At 65.3% G+C, this 24,444-nt stretch carries 22 protein-coding genes and 3 pseudogenes; 3 read left to right on the top strand and 22 right to left on the bottom strand.

Translation table 11 applies throughout. From position 1 onward, the window contains the following. Nucleotides 1-122: 122 nt before the first annotated feature. The 15 genes and pseudogenes from RZE79_RS34335 to RZE79_RS34405 form a co-directional block, all read right to left on the bottom strand. Nucleotides 123-1,217 carry an XRE family transcriptional regulator gene (locus RZE79_RS34335; RefSeq protein ID WP_319361901.1) on the bottom strand — a complete coding sequence of 365 codons (1,095 nt, stop codon included), beginning with the start codon at nucleotides 1,215-1,217 and terminating at the stop codon, nucleotides 123-125. Next, nucleotides 1,214-1,825 (bottom strand): hypothetical protein, encoded by a 612-nt coding sequence (locus RZE79_RS34340; RefSeq protein ID WP_319361902.1) that lies wholly within the window; start codon nucleotides 1,823-1,825, stop codon nucleotides 1,214-1,216. The genes RZE79_RS34335 and RZE79_RS34340 overlap by 4 nt, the downstream gene beginning before the upstream one ends. A gap of 697 nt (nucleotides 1,826-2,522) precedes the next feature. After that, nucleotides 2,523-2,771, bottom strand: coding sequence for a DUF2274 domain-containing protein (locus tag RZE79_RS34345; RefSeq protein WP_319361903.1), 249 nt, complete (start codon nucleotides 2,769-2,771; stop codon nucleotides 2,523-2,525). Continuing rightward, a complete protein-coding gene (locus RZE79_RS34350; protein ID WP_319361904.1) occupies nucleotides 2,768-4,078 on the bottom strand; it encodes a TrbI/VirB10 family protein in 1,311 nt (436 codons plus the stop codon). Before RZE79_RS34350 ends, RZE79_RS34345 begins: the two co-directional genes overlap by 4 nt. Further along, nucleotides 4,075-5,079 carry a P-type conjugative transfer protein TrbG gene (gene trbG / locus RZE79_RS34355; protein WP_373696609.1) on the bottom strand — a complete coding sequence of 335 codons (1,005 nt, stop codon included), beginning with the start codon at nucleotides 5,077-5,079 and terminating at the stop codon, nucleotides 4,075-4,077. Before trbG ends, RZE79_RS34350 begins: the two co-directional genes overlap by 4 nt. A 47-nt stretch (nucleotides 5,080-5,126) precedes the next feature. Next, the gene (gene trbF, locus RZE79_RS34360) at nucleotides 5,127-5,840 is read right to left on the bottom strand and encodes a conjugal transfer protein TrbF (protein WP_319361906.1); all 714 of its coding nucleotides are present in this window, start codon (nucleotides 5,838-5,840) and stop codon (nucleotides 5,127-5,129) included. A gap of 27 nt (nucleotides 5,841-5,867) precedes the next feature. After that, nucleotides 5,868-7,241: a P-type conjugative transfer protein TrbL gene (gene trbL, locus RZE79_RS34365; RefSeq protein ID WP_319361907.1), complete on the bottom strand. Its 1,374-nt coding sequence runs from the start codon at nucleotides 7,239-7,241 to the stop codon at nucleotides 5,868-5,870. Nucleotides 7,242-7,336: 95 nt separating this feature from the next. Next, nucleotides 7,337-7,594 (bottom strand): annotated as a pseudogene (locus tag RZE79_RS34370) (EexN family lipoprotein); the annotation flags it as partial. Between the two features lie 14 nt (nucleotides 7,595-7,608). Beyond that, nucleotides 7,609-8,373 (bottom strand): P-type conjugative transfer protein TrbJ, encoded by a 765-nt coding sequence (gene trbJ, locus RZE79_RS34375; protein WP_319361909.1) that lies wholly within the window; start codon nucleotides 8,371-8,373, stop codon nucleotides 7,609-7,611. Then, nucleotides 8,370-10,838: a conjugal transfer protein TrbE gene (gene trbE / locus RZE79_RS34380; RefSeq protein WP_319361910.1), complete on the bottom strand. Its 2,469-nt coding sequence runs from the start codon at nucleotides 10,836-10,838 to the stop codon at nucleotides 8,370-8,372. Before trbE ends, trbJ begins: the two co-directional genes overlap by 4 nt. Nucleotides 10,839-10,855: 17 nt before the next feature. After that, a complete protein-coding gene (locus tag RZE79_RS34385) occupies nucleotides 10,856-11,149 on the bottom strand; it encodes a VirB3 family type IV secretion system protein (protein WP_319361911.1) in 294 nt (97 codons plus the stop codon). Then, nucleotides 11,146-11,478, bottom strand: coding sequence for a TrbC/VirB2 family protein (locus RZE79_RS34390; protein ID WP_319361912.1), 333 nt, complete (start codon nucleotides 11,476-11,478; stop codon nucleotides 11,146-11,148). Before RZE79_RS34390 ends, RZE79_RS34385 begins: the two co-directional genes overlap by 4 nt. Before the next feature lie 58 nt (nucleotides 11,479-11,536). Continuing rightward, the gene (trbB, locus tag RZE79_RS34395; protein ID WP_373696591.1) at nucleotides 11,537-12,538 is read right to left on the bottom strand and encodes a P-type conjugative transfer ATPase TrbB; all 1,002 of its coding nucleotides are present in this window, start codon (nucleotides 12,536-12,538) and stop codon (nucleotides 11,537-11,539) included. Beyond that, nucleotides 12,522-12,989, bottom strand: coding sequence for a CopG family transcriptional regulator (locus RZE79_RS34400; protein ID WP_319361913.1), 468 nt, complete (start codon nucleotides 12,987-12,989; stop codon nucleotides 12,522-12,524). The genes trbB and RZE79_RS34400 overlap by 17 nt, the downstream gene beginning before the upstream one ends. Then, nucleotides 12,986-14,983: a conjugal transfer protein TraG gene (locus RZE79_RS34405; protein ID WP_319361914.1), complete on the bottom strand. Its 1,998-nt coding sequence runs from the start codon at nucleotides 14,981-14,983 to the stop codon at nucleotides 12,986-12,988. Before RZE79_RS34405 ends, RZE79_RS34400 begins: the two co-directional genes overlap by 4 nt. A gap of 494 nt (nucleotides 14,984-15,477) precedes the next feature. Here RZE79_RS34405 and RZE79_RS34410 point away from each other — a divergent pair, with 494 nt between their 5' ends. From RZE79_RS34410 to RZE79_RS34415, 3 genes and pseudogenes are all read left to right on the top strand, one after another. Then, entirely contained in the window at nucleotides 15,478-15,660 is a 183-nt protein-coding gene (locus RZE79_RS34410) for a hypothetical protein (RefSeq protein WP_319361915.1), read from the top strand. A 66-nt stretch (nucleotides 15,661-15,726) separates the two neighbouring features. Next, a complete protein-coding gene (locus RZE79_RS34835) occupies nucleotides 15,727-15,942 on the top strand; it encodes a hypothetical protein (RefSeq protein ID WP_373696592.1) in 216 nt (71 codons plus the stop codon). Next, nucleotides 15,942-16,421, top strand: a pseudogene (locus RZE79_RS34415) (pyrroline-5-carboxylate reductase family protein). Before RZE79_RS34835 ends, RZE79_RS34415 begins: the two are co-directional and overlap by 1 nt. Nucleotides 16,422-16,691: 270 nt before the next feature. Here RZE79_RS34415 and RZE79_RS34420 read toward each other — a convergent pair. The 7 genes and pseudogenes from RZE79_RS34420 to RZE79_RS34450 form a co-directional block, all read right to left on the bottom strand. Beyond that, entirely contained in the window at nucleotides 16,692-18,641 is a 1,950-nt protein-coding gene (locus tag RZE79_RS34420) for a DUF3363 domain-containing protein (RefSeq protein WP_319361916.1), read from the bottom strand. A 49-nt stretch (nucleotides 18,642-18,690) separates the two neighbouring features. Beyond that, nucleotides 18,691-19,050 (bottom strand): annotated as a pseudogene (locus tag RZE79_RS34425) (CopG family transcriptional regulator); the annotation flags it as partial. Then, nucleotides 19,047-19,235, bottom strand: coding sequence for a hypothetical protein (locus tag RZE79_RS34430; RefSeq protein ID WP_319361917.1), 189 nt, complete (start codon nucleotides 19,233-19,235; stop codon nucleotides 19,047-19,049). The gene RZE79_RS34430 and the pseudogene RZE79_RS34425, both read right to left, overlap by 4 nt. A 336-nt stretch (nucleotides 19,236-19,571) precedes the next feature. Continuing rightward, nucleotides 19,572-20,459 carry a LysR family transcriptional regulator gene (locus RZE79_RS34435; RefSeq protein ID WP_319361918.1) on the bottom strand — a complete coding sequence of 296 codons (888 nt, stop codon included), beginning with the start codon at nucleotides 20,457-20,459 and terminating at the stop codon, nucleotides 19,572-19,574. 156 nt (nucleotides 20,460-20,615) lie between these two features. Beyond that, nucleotides 20,616-21,959 carry a lipase family protein gene (locus RZE79_RS34440; protein WP_319361919.1) on the bottom strand — a complete coding sequence of 448 codons (1,344 nt, stop codon included), beginning with the start codon at nucleotides 21,957-21,959 and terminating at the stop codon, nucleotides 20,616-20,618. 2 nt (nucleotides 21,960-21,961) lie between these two features. Next, a complete protein-coding gene (locus tag RZE79_RS34445) occupies nucleotides 21,962-23,365 on the bottom strand; it encodes an MmgE/PrpD family protein (RefSeq protein WP_319361920.1) in 1,404 nt (467 codons plus the stop codon). Nucleotides 23,366-23,435: 70 nt separating this feature from the next. Next, nucleotides 23,436-24,440 carry a phosphoglycerate dehydrogenase gene (locus tag RZE79_RS34450; protein WP_319362394.1) on the bottom strand — a complete coding sequence of 335 codons (1,005 nt, stop codon included), beginning with the start codon at nucleotides 24,438-24,440 and terminating at the stop codon, nucleotides 23,436-23,438. Between the last annotated feature and the right edge of the window lie 4 nt (nucleotides 24,441-24,444).

Raw genomic sequence — 24,444 nt, forward strand, 5'->3', positions numbered from 1 at the left:
AGTCGATCCAGTAGATGCCGAGTGCCCAATCACGCGGCCATCGATCGCACTACAGGCAAGAGCTAAGCAATCAACTGGTGCTCGTTACAACAGCCAAGCCAACCGACTTGCTGAGTGCTTTCTCACGGTGCGGAGAACAAATTGACGACCTCCGCGCTCCGCAGTCCCTGCGGCTGTCCCAGAAGATCACTCAGCAGCCGTGGCTGCACGTACATCTTTCGAGCAACAGCGGCGAGCGGTACTCCAAGCTCGTCAGTCATCATTTGAAGCCCGTCGGCAACCACCTCCGGACTTTCAACAATCATGCCGGCGTCCTCGTGTTCTTCGATAGCTTCACCGTGCCGCCGAAGCGTGATGTAGCCCGCGCGAACTTGATCGTCCGTGAATACTCCCAGCTGCCGCCCACGATAGAGCATCGCAGCCTTGGACACGCCCCACCGAAGCTTGAGCTCGCTCAGCCCATCCCAGTTAAGGCGCGAACGCCTAAGGGCCTTATGACTTTCGGCCAAGAATGAAGCCCGCGGCAACAAGAAAGCGCTGGCGAATCGATTAGCTTGGTTTTCGGTCAAGCGATCCCCCGTAAGCACGCCAATATGCAGTGCGAAATGTCCAAGCTCATGAGCGACGCCAAAACGAGCGCGGCAAGCCGACTTGCCGGCGCCATTGAGCGCGATCACCGGTCGACGAGTGGCAAACGAGACTGCGTCAACTTCATGGGCCAAGCCGTTAACGCGCATGACCACAGCGCCGGCGTTTTCAGCCACCCGGGTAACGTTGCTAATCGGTCCCCAGCCCAAGCCCCATTCGGCACGACACCTTTCTGCACCACGCTCAATCGATTCGTCCGATGAAGGGTCGGCCTCTTCGATGCGGTAATCGGGCAAATCGAGATACTCATCCAGCACGCAGACCAGCCGCTTCAGCATCTCACCGCGCGCACGCGCGTACTGCCGCAGCGCAACCTTTGTGGTGAGTTGCTTTCGAAAATGACATTGCTCCTCCGTCAGCGGCATCGGGTCTACATGCCGCAGAAATTCCGGCAATATTCCCAAATGATCGACCAAGGATTGCTCAAGCGTTGCAGATACAGGCTCAGCACCCGTCTCGACGCGACTAAGGTACTGCTTCGACTTTCCTAACTTCTCCCCCAATTCGGTCAGCGACAGACCGTTGAACAGGCGGGCAAGGCGGATGTTGAAACAGAGGATCTGATTCATGGCCCTGCCGACGCTTCTGCACCGTCATCAGCAGCCGGGCGCCGCTTAGGCGTGATGAGCGGCTTCTTGATCTCGACCGAAGCAGGCATAGATGGCTTTGCCTCGCCAATCTTCCTGAAGGTTTCGCCAGAGGTCCAACGGCATACCTCTTGCCCAGACTGCGAGAAGCCCAGCAGCACAACGCGCGGCTCACTCATCTCATCGGCTCCTTGATCAATCACGAACACGAAACGGGCTGCCTCGCCCGGCTCCGCCTCCTCAAGCAGAGGAATCTGAAACTGATGAACCTCAAGAACGGCGCGCTTCTTGGGCGAGTCTGCGTCGTCGTTGCTAAATCGGCAGGGGATACCGCAAATCGAAAACACGATGTCCAGTCCGTTGTTCTCAACCTTCAGCCAAGGGTGAAGCCCCGACAGATACTCCAAGGTAATGCGTTGCTTCTGGCGCCCGAAACGAGTGGTGCCCCGGGTATATGGCGTGTCCGTGTCGCGCACCATGTCGTCTTCCGTGGCCCGCCATTCTTCGAGGAACCATGAGGAGACCACGTTCAAATACTCCTCCTTGAGGGCCGAGGGGAGACTGCCACCAGATGATTTCAGAACGAGCATGTTTGTGCACTCTTGATTGATCGTCAACGGATTATGTGCGAAATCCGATATTCGTCAACCACGCACCATCGAAATCTGACCGGCGGACGGGCCCACCGCCAAACTGCCGTCCCGATCAAGAATGCTCACCCCGCCATACCGCGCTCCCCATCCTCTTCCCCATCCGCCGGCATGCTTTGTCGAGTTTGCTGACCGTGCGCCGTTGAGCTCCCATTTCTCGTCGCCGGGAACGCTCCTGCTGCGGAAAACAAACGGCAACAAGGTAACGGAGCACATCATCGAACGCGGCCGATATGAGGCAAGCACCGGCTCAGCCGCAAAAGACTCGGATTTGCTTGCTCTGGCAAGCAGGTACCATCCGCCAAGCGGACTTGATCGATTCAGAACCACGGCGGATGTGGTGGAAATCGAACCTGCGCCTCCGAGTTACCTCGAACCCTGCAGACTCAGCCTGCAACATTGCGAAATTAGCATGCGTGCAGCTCGGCCTCTGCTCCGGGTGCGAGGAACGAGAGGAGCCGCCGATTTACCGGTGGAAACGACCATGCCCGTCGCAGGCCCCGACCAAGCACGGTGTCGACGTTGGCGCTGACGTCTGTTCCCCCGTCTGAGCGCCGTCGGCTGCGCAGCAGTCTCTCAGGCTGAAATGCCATACCGGCCGTTCTCCTGCCAACGTGACACAAGTGGCCTGCGCTTTTTATTCGCCAGGTTCCGTCTTCATTGCTCGCGCGCTCATCGATCTAAAGCCTCGATCCCGCGCCATGAACGCGGCGAGCATATGGGGAATCAGCGTAACCGCGTCGACCGGCACCTGATGCACCCGCTCATGCATCTGCGCATAGGCATCGAGTTGGGTCTTCAACTCCGCCGGCAGCGTGATGGTCAGTTTCAACGCCTCCGGGCGAGGAAGCGCACCGAGACTCAACCGGCTTTGCCCCTTGTTCACTGCAGCGCTCCTTTCTGGAAAAACAACGGCTGGTACGGCCGCAGCACGAGATCCTTGCTCGCCATCACCCGCACCGGAAACCCCGGCCGGATCGTCAGCGTCGGCTGAATGCTCGCATTGCGCTTGGTAATCTCCTGCCCGACCTGGTTCACTGTGTCCTGCGCCCCTTCGCGCACTGCGATCACCAGGCGGTTGCCGTCCTGATCCGTCCGGTTCGGCGCGGCAAGCTCGGCCCCCACGCCCAGCAGCGTCGACAGCGCCGCGCCCGCGAGGACGCGGTCCCAATGCCAGTGGACACCGTCCTCCAGCCCGGCATAGCCGGCTGAGTCGATCCCCGGCAACCGATCCAACGCCACCGACGTCGTGTCCGGCAGGATCAGCCGCGTCCAGACCAGCAGCACGCGCCGCTGCCCGAAGGCCACCTGGCTGTCGTAGCGACCGATCAGCCGCGAGCCCTGCGGGATCAGCAGGTGGCGCCCCGTGGCCGTGTCGTAGACCGCTTCGGTCACGGAGGCGATCACCTGCCCCGGCAGGTCAGAGTTGATGCCCGTCAGCAGCGCTGCCGGAATGACGGTGCCCGCCATCACCTGGTACGCCGAAACCGGCAATTGCAGGCTTCCGGGATTGCGCGTCGTCGTGTCACCGGCATTCGCGAGGAAAGCCTCCTTCCGATCCTGACGGTTCTGCGCCGCCACCGGGTCTGTCGGCGAAGCCCCCGCTGCGCTCACCTGACCCAAAGGATTGGAAGGAAGATGCCCCGCCGCCGTCGGGCTCGAATCGGGAGCGTTGGCAGGCATGGGCCTCTCGGCCAGCACCCCCCGTTTCGCAGCACCACCCTCGCCGCTGCGCCGGAAGAACACCGAGGACCGCGCCGCCTCCTCGTCCGCCAGCCGCTCGGCCTGCGCCGGATCCACGGCACTGCCCATCCTCGCTTCCATCGGCTGGTGCGCCTTCGCCATCGCCGACCCGAGGTCTCCCGGCAACGGCGGCCCCAGCACCGGTGGCGCCGGATTCGGGGTCGGCGGCATTCCGGCATAGTCCTTCGGCAACTGGTCCAGCCCGTCCGCGCGCGCCACGCGGTCCACGTTGTACAGCTCGGCGGCCGGATTGCGCTCGCGCTTTTGCGACTGCAGCGACCACAAGGTACCGCCGAGCACGGCTGCCGCCAGAGTGCCGGCGCCCACCGCCAACATGCGCCGATTGAGCCGCACGACCGACCGGGGCTGAGCGCGCAGGGCCACCGTCTCCGGCGGGACCTTGGGCGCAGTTTGGGGCGAATGACGCGCCGAGGTGTCCTCCCCACTCATGACCCATCGCTCCGCGCACCCTGAACGCTGCCGATCGCGCCATCCGTGCGCTCGATGCGAACCACCTCGGCCTTACCGTCCTTGAAGCCGCCCAGCCGCAACTCCGCCGCGCCAAAGAGGCGGTCCACCACGTAGTACGGCGAGCGGAAACGGTAGTTCACGAGTTGCCCATCGCCCTGCGGCCCGATGACGAACAGCGGCGGCAGCTCGCCCTGCGCGATGCCGCCCGGGAACTGGATGTAGACCTTCTGCCCGTCGTCAAAGGCTCGCAGCGGCTTCCAGGGTGGCGCATCACCGCTGATCGCATAGCGAAACCGGATCCGTTCCACCGAAAGACCCGCATCCACCAGTGCCGCGGCCTGCGCCTCCCTCGCCTGCTTCTGCAACGCCAGCATCCGGTCCTTCGGATAGTCCCAGGACACCGATGCCATCCAGGCCTGCGGCGTCGAGGACAGCTCGAGCAGGTAGGTGCGCCGGTTGGTCGTAATGACCAGGTTCGTCTTCAGGCCCACGCGCGTGGGTTTCACGAGCACGTGGACGCGCTGATTCGCACCGCTGCCGCTGACCGTGTCGCCCACGATCCAGCGCACGGTGTCGCCGGCCGACACCGTCACCAGCTCCTCGTCCTCCTGCAGCACGACGACGGTCACCCGACCCGGGCTGGTGTAGACCTGATAGAGCGCCCCCTCCGTATACGGCCACACCTGGATCGCATTGACATAGCCCTCGCGCGTCGGCGCGACGCGGGCCTCCTCGTTGGCGCGTGAGACACGGACTTTCTCGTCGGTGGGCTCGGGCGCCGGCTTCGCATCCTCCTCACGCGGCAGCGTCTTCATCTGCCCGGGTAGCGGCAAGGGTTGGGGCACTTCGACCACCTCGACGGGCGGAGCCGGCTCCGGCACCAGCTGCGCCGCAACGGCCACCGGCTCGTCCAGCAAGATCACCGGCGGCGGCTTGCCTTGCGTGGTGCAGCCGGAAACACTCGCGACGATGGCGGCCATCGCAATCAGCCCGATCGGCGCAGATACACGCCGAGTGAAAACCGTCTTCATGGCTTGCCTCCTTTCGTTGCGTCCGTCGCATCGAACTCGCGACTCCACGACAGACCATTGACGTAGATGCCCAGCGGATTCCTGCGAAGCCGCTCCTCGGTGCGTGGCGCCTGCAACGCGATCGCGAGCACAGCGGTCCAGCGCTCGAGGCCTGCGGCCTCCCCGTTGACGTAGCGTCGCTCCGTCCAGCGCACCTGGAATGACGAATCGCTCGCACGCACCACGCTGTTGATTTGCACCACTACCGAGCTCTGCCCGATGCGAGTGAACGGGTCGTTCGCACGTGCATAGTCGTTCAGCGTTGCCGCGCCGCGGTCCGTCGTGTACTCGTAGGCTTCGAGCCAGTTCTGCCGCACCACGATCGGGTCGATCGAAAGCGACCGCACATCGGTGATGAAGCGCGCCAGGTGGTGCGCAATCTGTGCATCGCTGGGCTTGTAAGGCGTGGCAGCCTCGCCCACCGCGCGCACCTGGCCTGCGCTGTCCACCTCGACGACATACGGCGTCACGATCGACTGTGCCGAGCGCCAGACCAGCCCGCCGGCCATCAGCAGGGCCAGCGTGAGACAGCCAAAGGCCATGACCCGCCAGTTCTTCGCCTGTACGCGCGCGCTGCCAATGCGCGCGTCCCAGACCTGCCCCGCCGCCTGGTACGGGGTCACAGGCGCGGGCGTGTCCGAGTACCGCACCTGGGTTCGTTTGAATCGCATGGATGGTTCTCCGCAAAAGAAGCCGGGTCAGACGCTGGAGTCGTCGCGCAGGCTCGGACTGGCGCCGCTGCCGCCGTGGTCGCCCGAGCGCAGGACATGCGCCGTCGTCGAGGCCGCATGGCTCAGCTGCTGCTTGCTGCGCATCTGCCGGGCCCATGCGGGCTCGGGCGGCGGCGCACCGCCCTCCTCCCCACCGGCGGATGCCGCACTCCCCGCAGTCGCTGGCGCCGCGGCATCGGCCACGAAGCTCGCCACGCGGTCCTTCACGGCCCTGGCCCCGGACGCGATGCGCTGGCCGACGGCCCCGGCACTGGTCTTCGCAACGTGGGCGAGGCCGGCCCCGGCCGCGCGCACGCCGCCACTGCCCGATGCCTCGGCACCCTGCTGATAGGCCGACCTCGCACCACCGGCCAGGCCACGAGCCGAGCGCGCGGCCGCCGCGCCGCCGCCGATGGCCGCATGCGCAGCGCCGGGCGCCATGCGTGCGCCCGCAGCCACAGCAGATCCGGCACCCGCCACCGCCGCGCCACCGGCGACGGCCAGGCCCGTCGCGCCCAGCGCCGTTCCGGCGGCCGCGCCGGCGCCGAGCTGCGGCGCACCCGACACCAGTCCCGTCGCGATCCCCGGTCCGAAGATTCCCAGGCCCAGCATCGCCAGCGCCGCGAGCATGAGCGTCAGCGCATGGTCGATCGATGGCTCGGCGTCTGGCGACGTTTTGAACTCCGCAAAGAGGCCCTTGCCGATCCCGACGATCACGGCCAGCACCAGAACCTTGACGCCCGAGGACACCACGTTGCCCAGCACCTTCTCGGCCAGAAAGGCGGTTCTGTTCCACAGCGCAAAGGGCACGAGCACGAAGCCCGCCAGCGTCGTCAGCCTGAACTCGATCAGCGTCACGAAAAGCTGCACCGCCAGCACGAAGAAGCTCACGATCAGCACCAGCCAGGCCAGGAACAGGACCGCGATGGTGTCCAGATGCGCGAACACCTCGGGGAACCCCGTCATGAGGCTGATCTGCTCCATGAGCGGCCGGCCCGCGTCGATGCCCACCTTGGCGAACTGGCCCGGCTGCAGCAGCTGTTCATGCGTCAGGCCGGACCCCGAGGCCGTCAGGCCCAGCCCCGCAAAGGACCTGAAAACGATGCCCGCCAGGTTGTTGAAGTTGCCGATGATGTAGGCAAAGGCTCCGACATACAGCACCTTCTTGACCAGCTTGGCGATCACGTCGTCGCCCTGCCCCGCCGCATGGCTCATGGCCCAGAACAATCCGGCCAGCGTCATGTCGATCGCCACCAGCGTCGCCGTAAGGAAAGCCACCTCGCCCCCCAGCAGGCCGAAGCCCGAATCGATGTAGCGCGAGAAGACATCGAGGAAGCGATCGATGACGCCCACGTCGCTCACGGCGCAACCTTCGGCAACGGCGATGCAGCAGATGAGGCAGGCGGTGCCGGTGCCGGCACCCTGGCCGCATCGGCATCCTCCTGCCAGAAGCCACCCGGCGGCGATGCGGGTGGCGTGTACTTCGGACCGCCGCTGCCAAAGAATCGCCGGCGCGTCGCCTCGGCCGCCGCATTGCATTGCGCATCGCCGACCCTGGCATGGTCGGCCTTGCACTGCGCACGCAGCGCTTTGAGGCGTTCGGGATTGGCCACCAGGGATTCGACGGACTCGATCCTGGGTTCAGAGGACTCTGGCCGGTCACAGGCGGCGAGCACCAGGACTGCTGCGGCAATGACGATGAGGAGAGGCTTCATGACCGATGGCTCCTTCAGTTGTCGTAGAAATGCACACGCTGAGGCGTGTAAGGCGTGCCGCTGCCCATGAAGCGCCGGCGCACCTCGCGCGCACGCTCCTGCACCGCTACCTGCCGCGCCTGCTCCAGCGCCGTGGCGCGGTCCTGCATGATCTGCAGCTGCTGTGCCTGGATGGCCTGACGCGACTGCAGCGCCAGCAGCTGGTTGGTCGCCTGCATCGCCTGCAAGGCGCCCGTGGCCGACTGGCTGCGGCTCACGAGATCGGTGAGCGCCTGCTCGTCGGAAGTGAAGTTCTGCATCGCCTGCGACTGCACCTGCGTCGCCGTGCGCAGCGCCTCGAGCGAGTTGCGCCAGCGCTGTCGCGCATCGCCGGCCATCTGCGCACCGGACAGGCCCGCCGCAAACGACTCGGGGTACAGCCGCTTGAACTCCTCTTCCATGCGCGAGACGTCGAAGGTCAGCCCTTGCGCCTGCTGGATCAGCCGGTTCGTCGCCGACAGCGTCGACTTGAGCTCGGACAGCGCGCTGAAGTCCAGGCTCGTCAGGTTCCTGGCCTGGTTCCTGAGCATCTCGGCTTCGTTCTGAAGTTGCTCGACCTGGTTGTTGATCTGCTCCAGCGCACGGGCCGCCGTGAGCATGTTCTGCATGAAGTTGGACGCATCGAAGACGGTGTCGCCGACGCCGAAGATGGCATGCGCCGGCGTGGCCACACCGAAAGCGATCGCACTGACGGCGACGATGGCGGCGATCCGCGGCTTGAGAGAAGACTTCAGGTTCATGTCGATGGCTCCTGAGGGGTTGAAGAAGGGGACGGGAACGAAGAAAGAAGGTCCGCCGCCCAGCCGAGGTTTCGGTGGCGCAGCCAGGCCGCGGCGAAGACCGAGGGCATCCGCGCGAACGCCGACGCCTGGACCAAGGCCTGCACGCGATCGATCGCGCGCTGGTCCTCGGGCGACGCCGCGCCTGCGAAGGCCAGCGTCACCGGCCCGAGCCCGAGATCGAAGACCCGGTTGCCCAGGCGCGACTGGTAGTAGTAGTCGCGCTTGGGCTGCGCCGTGGCGACGATGTCGATCTGCCGGCTGTTGAGCCCGAAACCCTCGTAGATCACCCGGATCTGCGGCTCGGTGGCCTGCGGGTTGGGCAGGAAGATGCGGCTCGCGCAGCTTTCCACGATGGCCGGCGCGATCGTGGAGTTCTGGATGTCGGCCAGCGACTGCGTGGCAAAGACCACCGACACGTTCTTCTTGCGCAGGGTCTTGAGCCACTGGCGGATGCGCGCGGCGAACACCGGGTCGTCCAGGAACAGCCAGGCCTCGTCCAGGATCAGGAGCGTCGGCGCGCCATCGAAGCGCTCGTCGAAGCGCGCGAAGAGATAGCCCAGCACGGCCAACACCGCGGCCTTGCTGTGCATCAGCTCCTCCATCTCGAAGCCCTGCACGGAGGCGCAGCCCAGGCGGTCGCTATCGGCATCGAGCAGCCGGCCGTGCGCCCCGCCGAGCACATAGGGCTGCAGGGCCTGTCGCAGGGCGTTCGATTGCAGCAGGACCGACAGGCCGGTCATCGTGCGCTGTTCGATCGGCGCGCTCGCCAGGCTGTTGAGCGCCGACCAGACGGCCGCCTTCTCCGGCGGCCCGACAGCCACGCCTTCCTGGACCAGGCGACCTTCGATCCATTCGGCCGCCCAGCTGCGATAGCGCTCGACGTCAATGCGCGCGAGCGGCTGGAACGCAATGGAGGCGTCCGAACCCAGGTCGTAGTGTTCGCCGCCCAGCCCGAGGATGGTGGCCCGTAGCGAGCGCCCCATGTCGAAGGCCAGGATGCGCGAGCCGGGATAGCGGCGGAACTGCATCGCCAGCGTGGCCAGCAGCACCGACTTGCCCATGCCGGTGGGCCCGACCACCAGCGTGTGGCCCACGTCCCCGATGTGCGTGACCAGCCGGAACGGCGTGGCGCCATCGGTGCGCGTGACGATCAGCGGCGGCCCATCGAGATGCGCATTGCGCTCGGGTCCGGCCCAGACGGCCGACACCGGCATCATGTGGGCCAGGTTCAACGTCGAGACGATGGGCTGGCGCACGTTCGCGTAGGCGTGGCCGGGAATCGAGGACAGCCAGGCCTCCACCGCATTGAGGGTTTCGGGGATCGTCACGAAACCCCGTCCCTGGATGGCGCGCTCCACCGCGCGCAGCTTCTCATCGGCCGCCGCCGCGTTCGCGTCGAGCACCGTCACCGTGGCCGTCACGTAGCCGAAGGCCACCTGGTCGCTGCCCAGCTCCTGCAGCGCCGCGTCCGCATCCCCCGCCTTGTTCGAGGCGTCGGAGTCGACCAGCGGGCTTTCCTGCTGGAAGATGGTCTCTCGCAGCAGCGCCACGATGTTCTTTCGCTTCGCGAACCACTGCCGGCGCAGGCGCACGAGCTCTTTCTCTGCCTCCGCCTTGTCCAGGCACAGGAAGCGCGTGTTCCAGCGGTAGGCAAAGCCCAGGCGGTTCAGGTCGTCGAGCAGCCCCGGCCAGGTCGACGTCGGAAAACCGCGCACCGACAGCACGCGCAGATGCAGCCGTCCGAGCATCGGCGCCAATCCGCCCGTCAGTGGCTCGTCGGCCAGCAGCGCATCGAGGTGCATCGGGATTTCGGGCACCGCAACCTCATGCCGGCGCGTGGACACGCAGCCATGCAGATGGGTCAGCGTCCGCGCATCGTCCAGCCAGGCCAACTCCGGCATCACGCCTTCGAGCAGATCGAGGAAGCGCTCGGCCTCTGCGACGAAGGCATCGAGCCGCCCTCGCCAGTCCGTGCCGTCCTGGTGTTCGGGATCGGCGCGCTCGTAGAGCAAGCCCGCTGCACGCGCCTTCGACTCCTCCGGCGGCAGATACAACAGCGTCAGGTGATAGCTGCTCTCGAAGTGGCTCGCGTTCTCCTCGAATGCGGCGCGGCGCTCCTGGTCGACCAGCCAGGAAAGCGCCTCGGGAAACGACGATTCCGGATAGCCGGCCGCTTCGCGCCGCTCGGCCTGAACGAACAGCGCCCAGCCCGCGCCAAGCCGGCGCAGCGCGTTGTTCAACCTCGCCGACGTGGCGACGAGCTCGCCCTGCGTGGCGCTGTCCAGGTCCGGCCCGCGAAATCGCGCGGTGCGCTGGAACGATCCATCCTTGTTGAGCACGACCCCGGGCCCGACCAGCCCAGCCCAAGGCAGCCAGTCGGCCAGCAGCGCCGGGCGCCTGCGGTATTCGGCGAGGTTCAGCATGGCCGCGCCCTCCCCGCTCATGCATCGAGCAGCGGCCGCTGCTTGATGTGCCTGGCGAACACCTGCATGAACTGCGGGTCCAGCCGCGCGCCCCAGACGGCCAGCGCATGGCCCACCATCCACAGGACGACACCAGGCAGCCACAGCTGAAGCCCCAGGCCCACGGCGGCGGCCAGCGTGCCGTTGGCGATTGCCACAGTGCGCGGCGCGCCGCCCATCAGGATCGGCTCTGTCAGCGACCGATGCAGCGGGATCTCGAAACCGGTCACCAGGCCCGAAGCGCTCGCCGAAAAAGCGGGCGACGCGTTCATGCGAGCACCGCCCCGCCCGCGAAGCTGAAGAAGGTCAGGAAGAAGCTGGAGGCGGCAAATGCGATCGACAGGCCGAACACGATCTGGATCAGTTTGCGAAAACCCCCGCTGGTGTCGCCGAAGGCCAAGGTCAGCCCGGTCGCAATGATGATGATCACCGCGACGATCTTGGCCACGGGTCCCTGGATCGAGTCGAGGATCGACTGCAGCGGTGCCTCCCAGGGCATGTTCGAGCCCGCGGCACGCACGGGCAGCGCGACGGCCAGTCCGAGCACTGCCGCCGCAGCCGTGTGCAGAAGCGGTTTTGCGGATCTACGTGAAATCGTCATGACGGCTCTCCTGGAGTCGATGGGTTGGAAGGAACGAAAGGGAAGGGAACGAAACCGATCAATGGCTGCCCGATCCCGCCGAGGTATCGAGCTGATAGCCCTGGCTGTCGCAGCCCATGACACGTGCGATCTCGCGCACGCGCCGGCCACGGCCGCGGCCCGCGATGAAAACGATGACGTGCACCGTCTCGGCGATCAGCGCACGCGGCACGGTCACGGAGACTTCCTGCACCAACTGCTCCAGCCGCGTGAGGGCTCCGTGCGCCGATCCCGCGTGCACGGTGGCGATGCCGCCCGGATGTCCCGTGCCCCAGGCCTTGAGCAGGTCCAGCGCTTCGGCGCCACGCACCTCGCCGACCACGATGCGGTCGGGTCGCAACCGCAAGGTGGTGCGCACCAGGTCGGCCATCGTGCTGACACCCGGCTCTGTGCGCATGCTCACGTGGTCGTCGCAGCGGCACTGCAGCTCAACCGTGTCCTCCAGGATCAGCACACGTTCGCGCGTCTGCGCGATCTCGTCGAGCAGCGCGTTCGCGAGCGTCGTCTTGCCCGTGCTCGTGCCGCCGGCCACGACGATGTTCAGGCGCGCGTGCACCGCCTGCCGCAGGAATGCGGCCTGAGCCTCGGTCAGGATGCCGTCGGCGACGTATTGCGCCAAGGTCATGAGACGCAGCGCCCGCTTGCGGATGGCAAAGGACGGCGCGCGCACCACAGGCGGCAGCACGCCATGAAAACGCTCGCCGGTCTCGGGCAGCTCGGCCTGAAGGATCGGCGCGCCGGCGTGCACTTCGGCGCGCACATGCGCGGCCACCAGTCGGATGACGCGTTCGGCCATGGGCGGCGTCAGCATCGCCCCGGTAGGCTCCAGGCCCGTGCCGAGCCGGTCCACCCAGAGCGAGCCATCAGGGTTGAGGAGAACCTCGGCCACCTCCGGGTCCGCTAGCGCCGCTGCAATCTCCGGCCCCATGGCCGTATGCAACATGCGAATGCGGCGGGCCGCGGCACTGGCCGCGGCGACCTCGGTCGACGAACCGGGCGCAGGATCACGCGGCGGTGTCATGAGCCTCCTCCCGATCCTCCTGTCCTGCCTGCACTGGCACCGATTCGGGTGCGATGTCCTCGTGGACCTCTCGCACCAGGCTGCGCCCGCGCTGGATGTGGCGTCCCAGCTGCTCGATGAACTGGGCAAAGCGCGCCCTGCCCTGTGCTCTGGCAGCTTCCTGCTGGCCTTCGGGCACCGGGATCGAGACCGTGAGGAAGTAGCGCACGTACAGCGCGAGTGTCTCGATCAGCACGTTCTGGTCGCGCTCCAGACGCTCGAACTGCCGCGAGAGCCGGTCCAGGCGCTTGGTGATCGCGGCCTCCCGCTGATCCGCCCCATCGGGCGACAGGAAGGACGCCAGCGCCGCCGCAATCACGGCCGACTTCGACACGTCCTTGTGCGCCGCGAGCCGTTCCAGGCGCTTGGCATGCTCCGGCTCGATGAAGATGTTCAGGCGGGCCCGCTTCATAGTGCGATCCCGTCGTCAGGGTCCAGCGCGGCCAGGCGCGCGGTGCGCGTGAGCTGCCCCTGCAGCTCCTGCGGACGCAGCGGCACGTCGTCCTCGTCATCGAGCATCAGCAGGCCATCGTCCTGCGGCAGAGTCGATGCCTCGCCCATGACCTCCAGTTCGGGCTTGAGCTGATGACCACCTTCGTCGGCAAAGCCAACCCCATCACTACCTGCAACGCTCGCCGCGGCCAGGGGCGCAAGTGCGCTCCAATCGTCGGGCCGAGCAGCGGGCCGATCGGCGTAGTACCCGGAAGCAAGCCCGGGCGGCGCCAGCACCCGCCGCGTGAAATTGCGATCCTTGAAATAGCGCAGCTTCTTGGCCTTGATCGGCGGATGCCCCGAGACCATTACAACTGCTTCGTCGGGTGGCAATTGCATCACCTCACCAGGCGTCAGAAGCGGCCGGGCCGTCTCCTGCCGCGAGACCATCAGATGGCCGAGCCAAGGCGACAGGCGATGCCCGGCGTAGTTGCGCTGCGCACGCAGCTCGGTGGCCGTGCCCAGTGCTTCCGAGATCCGCTTGGCCGTGCGCTCGTCGTTGGTGGCGAATGCAATGCGCACGTGACAGTTATCGAGGATCGAGTGGTTCATTCCGTAGGCCTTGTCGATCTGGTTCAACGACTGGGCGATTAGAAAAGCGCGCAGCCCGTAGCCGGCCATGAACGCCAGCGCCGATTCGAAAAAATCCAGCCGCCCCAAGGCCGGGAATTCGTCGAGCATCAGCAGCAGCTTGTGACGACGGGCAATGCCATCCGAGCCATCGAGCGACTCGGTGAGCCGCCGACCGACCTGGTTGAGGATCAACCGGATCAATGGCTTGGTGCGGCTGATGTCGGACGGTGGCACCACCAGGTACAGCGACACAGGATGGGATGCGGAGATCAGGTCCGCGATGCGCCAGTCGCAGCGCGAGGTGACCTCGGCCACTGTGGGGTCCCGGTACAGGCCCAGGAACGACATGGCCGTGGACAGCACGCCGGAGCGCTCGTTGTCGCTCTTGTTGAGGACCTCGCGCGCCGCCGAGGCAACGACCGGATGAACTTCCGAGCCCAAGTGCCGCGTGGTCATCATCCGGTGCAACGTCACTTCGAAAGGACACGCAGGATCGGACAGAAAGTTGGCGACGCCGCGCAGCGTCTTGTCCGCACCCGCGTACAGCACATGGAGGATCGCGCCCACCAGCAGCGCATGCGACGTCTTCTCCCAATGGTTGCGGCGTTCCAGCGCGCCTTCAGGATCCACGAGGATGTCCGCGATGTTCTGCACGTCGCGCACCTCGTGCGCGCCGCGGCGCACTTCGAGCAGCGGGTTGTAGGCAGCCGAGCGCGCGTCGGTCGGGTTGAACAGCAGGCAGTGCGAAAAACGCGAACGCCATCCTGAGGTCAAGCTCCAGTTTTCGCCCTTGATGTCGTGGATCACAGCCGAGCCCAGCCACGACAGCAGCGTGGGCACGACCAAGCCCACTCCCTTGCCAGAGCGCGTTGGAGCAAAGGCCATCACATGCTCGGGGCCTTGATGGCGCAGATAGGCGCTGCTCTTGTCCGATGTCCTGCCGAGGAACACGCCTGCAGGCTTCGTCAACCCAGCCTTGGCGATCTCCTCACGCTCAGCCCAGCGGGCAGAGCCATAGGTCGTGACGCGCCTGGCCATCCGCGCGCGCCATACCGCCATTGCGATGGCCGCGCCCGTGGCCGATATCCCGCTCGATGCGGCAATGGCCCCGCCGCGCTCGAACACCTCGGGCGCATAGGCGTCGTAAAAGTACCACCACTCGAATAGTTTCCAGGGCGCGTAGACCGGCACGCCAATCGACACGGGCCAAGGCGCTCCGAGCTGTTGCTGGTAGTCCAGCGCATGCGCAGTCCACTGCGTGGCCACCCATACGCCGGCAATCGTGACGCCCAGCACCACAAGAATCTGTCCAAACAGGATGCCGTTGGCTCCCCTCGGCATGGTCACCTCCGTGTTAATTCCAGTGCGCGTGCCGAAACAGCACGGCCATCTGAAGTCTGAAATCAATGAGCCGCAGCGCACACCCACCGCAGCGTGATGCCGCGTACGTAGGCGGATGTGTTGTTCTGGCCTTGAGCCTATCGATGGCTATGCGCGAGGATCGCGGCGCCGCGCGACGGCGTAGCATTTCAAAAGATCGACGGCCTGTCCAACGCCGTTGGCGCGACGCAGCATCGCGCCAATCAACCGTACGCTGAGGAAGGCATCTTGTGATGTCTCTGTTTATTGGCGGCGGGAACCGAACGCGACTCTGATCGCGGGAGTGAGCAGTGGACACCATTCGTTGCTCTTGGAGCATGCCCGCGTTTGGCCAGCTGCCGGCCCGGTCTAACCGGTGCGCTTAGTCACGTCGAAGCTGAAGCCGGCTGCACATGAAAATTCGCTGGACCCGATAGTTGCCGTGTGTGCGCATAAGGTATCAAAGGAGCACAACCATGGTGCGCAAACGGTTAGGCATTGACCCACATCCTCTTGAACAGCCCGAAGCTAAGAACGAAGGTTCAGCTTCGAGCGCATCAATGACTCTGAAAGAGAAGCTCATGACCAAGTCTTTTCATTCCGGCCTCCTTGCCTTTGTAGGCGGTGGCCAGATGGCTTTCTCCCTGGCGGCGGCCTGATCAGCGCTGGATGGCCCGCTCAAGACTTGATCGTCATCGATCCTGTGGACAGCCAAACGGGCCAAATTGGAGGCGACACTTGGCGTACGAACCGCAGAACGAGCCAACGACGCTCTGTCCGCGGCACAGGTCGTGGTCTGGGCGGTGAAACCGCAGGTGTTGCGGGAAGCAGTTCTGTCGGCTCTGCCTTACCTCGGAAAGCCGCTGCACGTGAGCATTGCTGCCGGCGTGGTTCTGAAGACCTCGCGATCGGGACGGGCTCACGCCGTATTGCTCGTGTGATGCCCAACACTGCTGCACTCGTCGGTGCGGGCGTTTCCGGGATCGCAGCATTGGACGGTGTAAGTGAACTCGATCGAGAGTTAGTCGCCAACATCCTTTCGGGCACTAGTCACTCCTTTAGGGTAGATTCCGACGAACGCCTGGATGCAATAACTGCTGTTTCGGGGAGCGGTCCCGCTTACGTCTTTCACTTTCTGGAGGCGTTTCAGCGCGCGGCTCAAGCGCTCGGCTTCAACGAAGAGTAGGCTCCCGATCTGGTGCTGAAGAACGCCTCGGGCGCCGTCCAGCAGGCCGCTGCCAGTGCTGCTCCGTTCGGCGTCTTGCGTCAGAACGCCACATCCAAGCGCGGCACCACTGAAGCCGCAATCTCTATGCTGGATAGCAAGGCGACAGGCCAAGCGCTGGAGACATCTATCCAAGCCGCGTATCTGCGGGCGGGAGAGCTGTCCAGAGAATTCGGCGCCGGAACGCGGGTCTGAACTTCTATTGGATCTGATCCTGGATCGTTCTTGCCTTCCTTTCCAGTATTTCGGGTGACACTTATGAAATCGACCGCACCATTGGCGGCGAAGATCCTGAGCTCCCGCAGACGGCCTGGCCGCTTACCGCGCCTGCACTTTCCCGTTTTTAGCCGCTTAAGCAAAATGTGGAGAGGAAACATGCTTATGGATGAACTCAATGTGAGCGCACAAGCCGATGTGCGATCCAGGGCGAATTTCGGTGGGAATCAACAGGGTCATGGGTTCGCTTCATCCTATGCCCTGCCCGAGCTGCCTGATGAAATTCCAAGACACCGAGCTGCCACGCACTGTGGCGGTCAACGTCTTCCCTAGCCGCAGTTCGATCACCGGCTTCCACGGGACCAGGCTGAACCCCATGCCGTCGTCGAGTATGGCGAAGCTACCGCTTGCGAGCCGGATGGAACGGCGGTAGACCCCGCTGGCACGCGCACCCTCCTGCATCGGTCGGTAGGTCTTGCCGGTCTGGTCTTGCAGAGACTTCCCGGCATTCGCCAGTTCGCGGTCGCGCAAGGTGGCCAGCAGGTTGCGCGCGAGCACCATGCGTTGGCCTCGGCGTTCGGCCAATCCCTGCTCAACGAGAAAGTCCGCGCGGCCGCGCCTCGCATCGCGTACCTGCGCGCCAAAGCCCTGCGCTGCCAGCCCGCCGCCCTCCCCGATCAATTGCCTGTCCAGCCAGGTCGCACCGATGGCGCGCACCTGCTGGTCGATGGGAAGGTGCGAACGCAATTCGATGGTCGGACCCGTGCCTGTCTGCGCGTCATACTGCTGAGCTTTCTGCATCAGGTCCGGCGGCACCTGCCAGACGCCATCGGCCACGCGCGCCACGACACCGCTGCGTCGCAGCGCCTCGAGCCGGCGCGCGTGGACATCGACCATGGCCTGCGGATCGCGGTCTGCCGCCTGCTCTAGTCGGGCCAGATGGTCGGCGGTCTTGTAGATACCATCCTGGGCGATGGCCGCAATGGAGGGGTCCACGGCCCGCTCCTGCCCCGGCGGCTTCGCCTCCACGATGCCGTCCACCGGCAACGCCGACAGGTCGGCGCCGGCCGGTAGTTTCAGGTAGTGCGCTCGGCCATCGATGCCATCGACCACCAGATAGCCTCGGTCGTGTAACTCGTCTCCCAGGCCCTTGCCTGCGATACGACCTATGACAGGGATGGTCGACACGCCATCCAGGACGCATTCGCGCAGCTGACCCTTGAGCGCCCGGCGCATGGTGTCCAGCGTATCCTCGCGCTCGCCCATCGCGGTCAACGTGCGCGCCATGTCCGGCGCCAGCCGCCAACGGTTGGCATCGACCTGCTCGGCCAGCGCCAGGGCTTCGAGCCGCTGCAGCCGCGCCCGCAGCACGTTCTGGCGTTGTCGGTCTTCGGGCCGGCCGGTCAGATCGACGGTATTCGCCACGGCCTGGCGCAGCAAGGCCCGGTCCAGGCCGGTGAGCCGCTGCTGCTCTAGTTCGCGCTGCAGGCTTTGCCGGATCTCGGTCTCGGTGCGCGGCCCCAGCCATTCGATGGCGATCTCGCTCGCGCGCACACGCACTCCATGCGCCAGGTAGTCTGGCGCGATCACCAAGTCTTCCTTGCCGGCGGTGTGGCCGTTCAGGACGATGTGGGTATGCGGGTTGTCGGTGTCCCAGTGATCAACGGCCACCCAGTCCAACGGTGTTTCCAGATCGACCGCCATGCGCTGCATCAGTTGCCGGGTGAAGCCGCGCAGGTCTTCCAGATCGACCGCATCCTCGGCCGAGACGATGAAGCGGAACTGGTGGCGATCTGCCCTCCCCCGCTCTTCGAAAGCCTGGAGGTCGGCGGCATCGATGTCGGGCCCGTAGGCCTGGCCTCGCTGCCCGTCGCGTGTCACCCCATCGCGCTCGATGTAGCGCAGGTGGGTGGATACCGAGTTCGCGCCGGCTTTGCGGAGCACTACGAAGCGGGCCTTGATGACGACGCGCCGAGCCTGCCCGCCCAGGCGACCGCCGGTCATGCTGGCCGCGACGCGGCCCCGGCCAAAGGTCGACGCGGGTCGCCGTGCCCGCTGGCCGGACGGTTTGGCACCGGCCTTCGAAACCTCCCTGAGCACCCGGGACGCGAAGCGCTCCGGACGCGGTCTCGCGCGGGACTTCGGGGCCGCGGGTCGGACACGGAAGCGATCAGCATCGGAGTCCTTACGAGTGGGCATGACAGGCACTCCAGCGCAATAGGACGCACGGCATCGGACGCGGCACGTGCACCAGGTGCCGCCCGAGCTGCTCGACGAACTGGGCAAAGCGGGCCCGCCCCTGCGCCCGTGCGGCGTCCTGCTGGCCTTCGGGCACCGGGATCGAGACGGTGAGGAAGTAGCGGACATAGAGCGCCACCGTTTCGATCAAGATGTTCTGGTCGCGCTCGAGCCGGTCGAACTGGCGCGAGAGCCGGTCCAGTCGCTTGGCGATCGCCGCCTCGCGCTGGTCGCCGCCATCGGGCGACAGGAACGATGCCAGTGCTGCCGCAATCACGTCCGACTTCGACACGCCCTTGTGCACCGCCAACTGATTCAGCCCCTTGGCATGCTCCGGCTCGATGAAGATGTTGAGGCGCGCCCGGCTCATAGCGCGATCCCGTCATCAGGGGCCAGCGCGGCGAGCCGCGCGGTACGCGTGAGCTGACGGTCCACGTCCCGCGGCCGCAGGGGCATGTCGTCCTCGTCATCGAGCACCAGCAGCCCGTCATCCCCGTCTAGCGCTGACGGGTCGCGTACGACCTCCAGCTCAGGCTTGAGCTGGTGGCCGCCCATACGCCACCCATCGTGACGCCCAGCACTACAACAATCTGTCCGAACACATGCCGTTCGCTCCCCTCGCCATAGGTAATCTCCGCGTTCTTTCCCGGCGCGCATGCCGAAGCGGCACCGCTCTCTGAAGTCTGGAATGAAAGTGCCGTCGCGCACATCCACGGGAGCGTGACGTGGCGTACTTGGTCGGGTGTGTTGTTGTGGCTTTGGGCCTGTCAAAGGCCAAGCGCGGACGATCGCGGCCCTTCAGGCAGCGGGTAGCATTTCAAAAGATCGGCGCTTTGTCCAACGCCATTGGCGTGAGGCACGCGTCACGCCAAATGCAGCGCGCCGCCCGCATCAATGCGGCCTCTTGGCATGCGCCAAAAATCGTTGTAGCGCGTCGTGCAACTCGTGGCTTTGAGGCTTGTGCAGCACGTAGGTGATGACGTGTATATCTTCGGCCAGAGCTACGGCCACTACGTCGGTGCGGCGCAGAGTTTCCATGTGGCCGGCATCGGCGACCCCGACCCCCAAACCAGCGGCCACACGGGTGATGTAGCCCGCCAGGGTCCGGGCCTCACCCGCGATGACAGGGCTCGCCGTGTATCGCTGACGCACAGTGTCCATCTGCCGGCGCAAGCCCGGCAGGCGGCCGGGGTGAGAGGCGATCATCGGAAACGCGAGGAGTTCAGAGATCGACAGGACGTCACGCGTTGCCAGCTCGTGACCAGGCGGGAGCAATGCCACCAACGGGTAGGACCACGCTGCGTCCGGGACGATAGCCTCGTCGTCCGGCACGCCGAAGGAGAATCCGACATCGATTTCCTCGCGCCGCAGCGCGGCCAGCAGTTCAACCGCGCGCATCTCGGCAATGTCGAGCGGGATATTGGGTGCCAATGCCCGCCATTTTGCGAAGCACTCTGAGAGATTGGGTTGGGCGATCCCGTCGGCGACGCCGACGCGAAGCGGCGCCCGGTAGCGAGCGTCCGTTTCTCGCACGACGCGATAGGCGCGTTCAATTCGAATGAAAACCTCGCGCGCCTCTTTCAGGAGCCGGAGACCGGCAGGAGTCAGATGTAGCCTCCGAGGCGCACGAACGAACAATCGCACGCCCAGCCGATCCTCAAGGTCGCGGATGGCCCGCGAAAGAGGAGTTTGATCGATGTGAACACGTTCTGCGGCCCGACGAAAGTTGAGTTCTTCAGCGGCGGCGACGAAATAACGAAGGTGGCGTAACTCGATCATCAGTACCCGTGAAACGCAAAGAAACTTCTCTCATCATGAACATCATGGTTTGGAACCGGCGGCGCTGGTCACCTGCCTGGCGACCAGATCAATGATGTTCGGATCTTGATTGAGCGCAGTTGTTCAGAAGTGCTGACGACGTCACCGATGTGGGCTTCAGTCCTCATTGAACAGCAGGCCCTCCTGCCGCGCCCCTGGGGGACCCGGCTGTGCGATCGTCGAGCAGTTGCTCGAGACCTCCTTTTTCTCCAAAACCGCGCGCGCGAAGGCGATCGAGTCATCGAATGACTCGTGCAATGCACCATCGTGCCCGCGGCCCTCGTAGCGATTCCAAACTACGCTGTTGCCGGATGCGCACAGTGCTGAGACGGCAGCGTACTGGCGCACGGGAGTGATGGTTGCGTCGGCCAGGCCAGTCCCGACAAAGAGCGGCACTCCGATGTTGCCCATCGGCATATTCGTCACGAGGATCCGAAGTTCCTCCAGGCGTTCCGTGGAGATCGACAAAGCCTCGCTCAGGTCCCCGATACGCAGTTTCCTGGCGAGTTTCATGACCTCCCCTGTACAAGCGATGCGCGCTGTATCGAGGAGCTGGCGGCCCTTGTCGCTGACGATGTCGTCGATCGGGGGGCCATCGTCGCGCAATCCTCCCGCTGCAAAACTAAGGAACATGTTGCTCGAGTTGCGCACCGGCACTGAAACCGGCCCACCTGGGAACGTGCTGACGAGTCCAGTCGCCACGGCGCCAAGCACCTTCAACTCTGGCGCGTACTCGCGCGCAAGCCTTGCCGCCCCCACCGCGCTCCCGGAGCCCTGAGACTGGCCCGAGATGAAGACCCGGTTTGAGATCTGCGCAGGGCGCGCCGCGAGGGCCGCCCGAACGGAATCCAACACCGAGCGCCCCTCGACCTGCCAGTTGAGATATGGATGTGGACCGGGGCCGCCCAGGCCTTGATAGTCCGTCACGACCACGGCAAAACCTGCCTTGAGCCAGCGATTGATGTAGGTGGCATCGCGCGGACGAAACCCGGTCCACGAGGGCGCACACGCATCCGCGATTCCCAGCGTCCCGTGTGCCCAAGCCACGAGGGGCCAGCCTTTGGCTGGCGCCTTTCCGACGGGCAGGTAGAGCGTGCCGCTGACTGGTATTTGGCCCGACTGCCAGCGCACATCGGTGGACGTGTAGAGAATGCGCCGGCTTTCACTGGCTGCATCGATCTCCGGCTGGCCCCGCATCGTCTCCTCCCGCAGAAGTACGCCGGGCGCGTCGGGCAACAGGTTGGTGACCCGGTAGAACGGCGACAGCTCCATGTCACCCGCGGCCGGCCCAACGGGCCGACGTCCCAGTGCGAGCGCTGCGCTCGAGACGGCCATGAACGCGAAGGCCAGCACGCTCATGATCACCTGACGAGATGAGCCGGCGGGAGGCTGGCTCGCAGCAGATGTCGCGGGCGGATGTGCGCAGCTGTCGCCCTTCTTCTTTCCGTCGGGTTGGTTCATGCTCATGCTTGCTCCCGCGATGCGGCCGCATCGGGCTGTCGAGACATGGCGTCGAACAGCGGCTCGTATGTCCTCTGGTTCGCCAAGTCGGAGACGAATTCGAGCACGCGGTCCTGCGCGGCACGACGGATGTGCGGCGCGGCCATGCGCCGAAACTTTCGCTCGAAGTCCTCGTCGGTCATCGGTGTTTCCAGCGACCCAGGGCCGCTGATCCGCTCGCTGGTGAACGCCTCGCCCGATACCAAAATGACAGTCACCCGATTCGCGAGGTGCTTGGGGAATAGTTTCGTCAGCGCAGCGTCCTCGCTGACCGTCGTCTTGCTCATGAGCGCAATGGCGCGCGGATCGGCAATCCGCTGCGCCGAATAGGACTCGATGCTGATGTCCCCGTCCAGCAGCGCCCGCGCCACGTTGTAGGGCAGGCTGTGGTCCGCAGTCTCCCGTGTCCGGGGTCGCCACTTCTCGGGCGTGTCGGCGAGCACCCGCAGGTTGAACTCCGAGGTTTCGATACGAATCGCGGCAATGGCATCGATGTCGGAAATCTTCTGTCGCAGATCGATTCCCGCCCACACCGCGGTATGCAGTTCCCCGTTGGTGGGGAAGGTCTTGGTGAGCGAGCGCAGGATGGCGAACCGGCCGTTCTCGCGGCTGCCGAAATTGTCGACATCGAGCTCGAACTCGCCCGTCACTTGCTTGAAGAACCCCATCTCGCCCTCGAACACAGGAGTCGGCCCGGTCATCCCGTGGCGCGCAAGCGTGGCGGCGAAGATCGCATTTCGTGCTGCGTTCGCCGCCGAGCAACCCTTCCAGTCGGACAGCGATCCAGACCGCACCTGGCGCATCGCAATGTGCGCGCTGAGCGCGATGTTGATCGCCTGCTCGGCTTGCGTCTCTTCGAGCTTCATCAGCCTAGAAGCCGCAGCGGCCATCGCGACATTGATGTAGTTCACCTGATCCCAACCGCGCTTGTTCAGACTGGCTGCATCCTGCAGCCTCATCTGGATTTCGTAGGCAATAACGATGGCTGCGATGAGCTCTCTGCCGGACGATCCTGCAGCCTCCGCCAGCGCCAGGCATGCAGGAATGTTGTCGCTCGGATGGCCGGGCTCGCGCGCCATGTAGCCGTCGTTGTAGTCCAGAAAGCGCACCATGACGCCGTTGGCAAACGCGGCGAGATCAGGTGTGGTGCGCAGGCGGGTGCCGAACACGGTGGAAGACGGCTGTGGCGTGCCGGCTGCCACCGCCACGGCGGTCTTCACCGGGTCGGCGCCATAGGCCCCGAGGATGCAGGCCAGGCTGTCGACCACCCGCCTGCGTACACAGGCGCTCACTTCTTCGGGGATATCGTCGGCGGAAAGTTCGATCGCATAGCGCGCGATGCGTCGGGCGAGGGTCAGGTCTGACATGTATGGGCCTTTTCAGTTATTCGGGAAATCTCATTGCCGGGCTTGCCGAAGCTTGGAAAGGTACGCAGGGTCATGTCGATCCCGCGCGATGGCGCCCATCGGCAACCACGCAGCCAGGCGGCGGCGCTCTACCCTCCAGGACCGCAGCGATGCATTCCGCCGCAATCCGATTCGTGCGGACCAAGCCTTCGCGCGTGGATGCGCCCGAGTGCGGTGTGGCAATGACGTTGGGCAATGCGATCAGCGCGTTGGTCACGCTCATGCAGGAAGGATCGGACTCGCTGAGGAAGACATCCAGGCCCGCACCGGCAATGCGGCCGGCCTTCAGGGCATCAAGCAGTGCGGCGTCGTCGACCAACCCGCCGCGCGCCGTGTTGACGAGGATCGCCGTGGGCTTCATGCGCGCGAGCGCCTCCGCGTCGATAAGCATGCGGGTGGCGGGCGTCAGCGGCGCATGCAGGCTCACGACGTCGCTCGAGGCCAACAACTCGTCGAACTCGACATGCGCGACGCCCATTTTTCGGGACCATGCCTCGTCGGGGTTTTCCGTCACCGCGAGAATCCGCGCCTCGAAGCCCTGCAGGCGCTTCACGACGCCGCGGCCGATGCGGCCGAGCCCGACGATGCCGACGGTCTTCCGATAGAGGTCCGCCCCGGTGAGGATGGTCCACGATCCCTCGTTCATCTGCATCTGCGATTCGCGCAATCGATGGCTGACGGCCAGCATCAGGGCCAGGGCATGGTCGGCCACGCAGGCGTCGTTGCCCCCCACTGCAATCGCGCCCACCTTGCCGAGGTCGGCCACGGCCGCAGTGTCGATCCGCTCATAGCCCACGCCGCGGCGAGCGATGACCTGCAGCCTGGGTAGCCTGCCCAGCAGCTGCCGGGTCACCCACGCATGGCCGACGATCCAGCCATCGGCATCCGCGAGCATCTGCACGAGGCTGTCCTCGGTGAGTCCCCCATCGGCCTGGCCGGGCGGCAGCTCGGCCAGGCGGACCTCGCATCGGTGCGAATTCAGATAGGCAATGGCCTCTTCATCGAAGAATCTCTGCGTGACCACCACGGTCCGCATCGCT

This window comes from Variovorax sp. EBFNA2, assembly GCF_033802765.1.
Lineage (GTDB): Bacteria > Pseudomonadota > Gammaproteobacteria > Burkholderiales > Burkholderiaceae_C > Variovorax > Variovorax paradoxus_H.

What these genes read in the sequence shown, in the direction of transcription:
- RZE79_RS34400 (WP_319361913.1), bottom strand. Translation starts at nt 12,989, where the DNA reads ATGAAGCGGGCCCGCCTGAACATCTTCATCGAGCCGGAGCATGCCAAG.
- RZE79_RS34350 (WP_319361904.1), bottom strand. Translation starts at nt 4,078, where the DNA reads ATGAGTGGGGAGGACACCTCGGCGCGTCATTCGCCCCAAACTGCGCCC.
- RZE79_RS34435 (WP_319361918.1), bottom strand. Translation starts at nt 20,459, where the DNA reads ATGATCGAGTTACGCCACCTTCGTTATTTCGTCGCCGCCGCTGAAGAA.
- trbF (WP_319361906.1), bottom strand. Translation starts at nt 5,840, where the DNA reads ATGCGATTCAAACGAACCCAGGTGCGGTACTCGGACACGCCCGCGCCT.
- RZE79_RS34450 (WP_319362394.1), bottom strand. Translation starts at nt 24,440, where the DNA reads ATGCGGACCGTGGTGGTCACGCAGAGATTCTTCGATGAAGAGGCCATT.
- trbB (WP_373696591.1), bottom strand. Translation starts at nt 12,538, where the DNA reads ATGACACCGCCGCGTGATCCTGCGCCCGGTTCGTCGACCGAGGTCGCC.
- trbJ (WP_319361909.1), bottom strand. Translation starts at nt 8,373, where the DNA reads ATGAACCTGAAGTCTTCTCTCAAGCCGCGGATCGCCGCCATCGTCGCC.
- RZE79_RS34420 (WP_319361916.1), bottom strand. Translation starts at nt 18,641, where the DNA reads ATGCCCACTCGTAAGGACTCCGATGCTGATCGCTTCCGTGTCCGACCC.
- RZE79_RS34410 (WP_319361915.1), top strand. Translation starts at nt 15,478, where the DNA reads ATGGTGCGCAAACGGTTAGGCATTGACCCACATCCTCTTGAACAGCCC.
- RZE79_RS34385 (WP_319361911.1), bottom strand. Translation starts at nt 11,149, where the DNA reads ATGAACGCGTCGCCCGCTTTTTCGGCGAGCGCTTCGGGCCTGGTGACC.
- trbG (WP_373696609.1), bottom strand. Translation starts at nt 5,079, where the DNA reads ATGGCCGCCATCGTCGCGAGTGTTTCCGGCTGCACCACGCAAGGCAAG.
- RZE79_RS34340 (WP_319361902.1), bottom strand. Translation starts at nt 1,825, where the DNA reads ATGCTCGTTCTGAAATCATCTGGTGGCAGTCTCCCCTCGGCCCTCAAG.
- RZE79_RS34405 (WP_319361914.1), bottom strand. Translation starts at nt 14,983, where the DNA reads ATGCCGAGGGGAGCCAACGGCATCCTGTTTGGACAGATTCTTGTGGTG.
- RZE79_RS34390 (WP_319361912.1), bottom strand. Translation starts at nt 11,478, where the DNA reads ATGACGATTTCACGTAGATCCGCAAAACCGCTTCTGCACACGGCTGCG.
- RZE79_RS34440 (WP_319361919.1), bottom strand. Translation starts at nt 21,959, where the DNA reads ATGAACCAACCCGACGGAAAGAAGAAGGGCGACAGCTGCGCACATCCG.
- RZE79_RS34445 (WP_319361920.1), bottom strand. Translation starts at nt 23,365, where the DNA reads ATGTCAGACCTGACCCTCGCCCGACGCATCGCGCGCTATGCGATCGAA.
- trbE (WP_319361910.1), bottom strand. Translation starts at nt 10,838, where the DNA reads ATGCTGAACCTCGCCGAATACCGCAGGCGCCCGGCGCTGCTGGCCGAC.
- RZE79_RS34430 (WP_319361917.1), bottom strand. Translation starts at nt 19,235, where the DNA reads ATGGGCGGCCACCAGCTCAAGCCTGAGCTGGAGGTCGTACGCGACCCG.
- RZE79_RS34335 (WP_319361901.1), bottom strand. Translation starts at nt 1,217, where the DNA reads ATGAATCAGATCCTCTGTTTCAACATCCGCCTTGCCCGCCTGTTCAAC.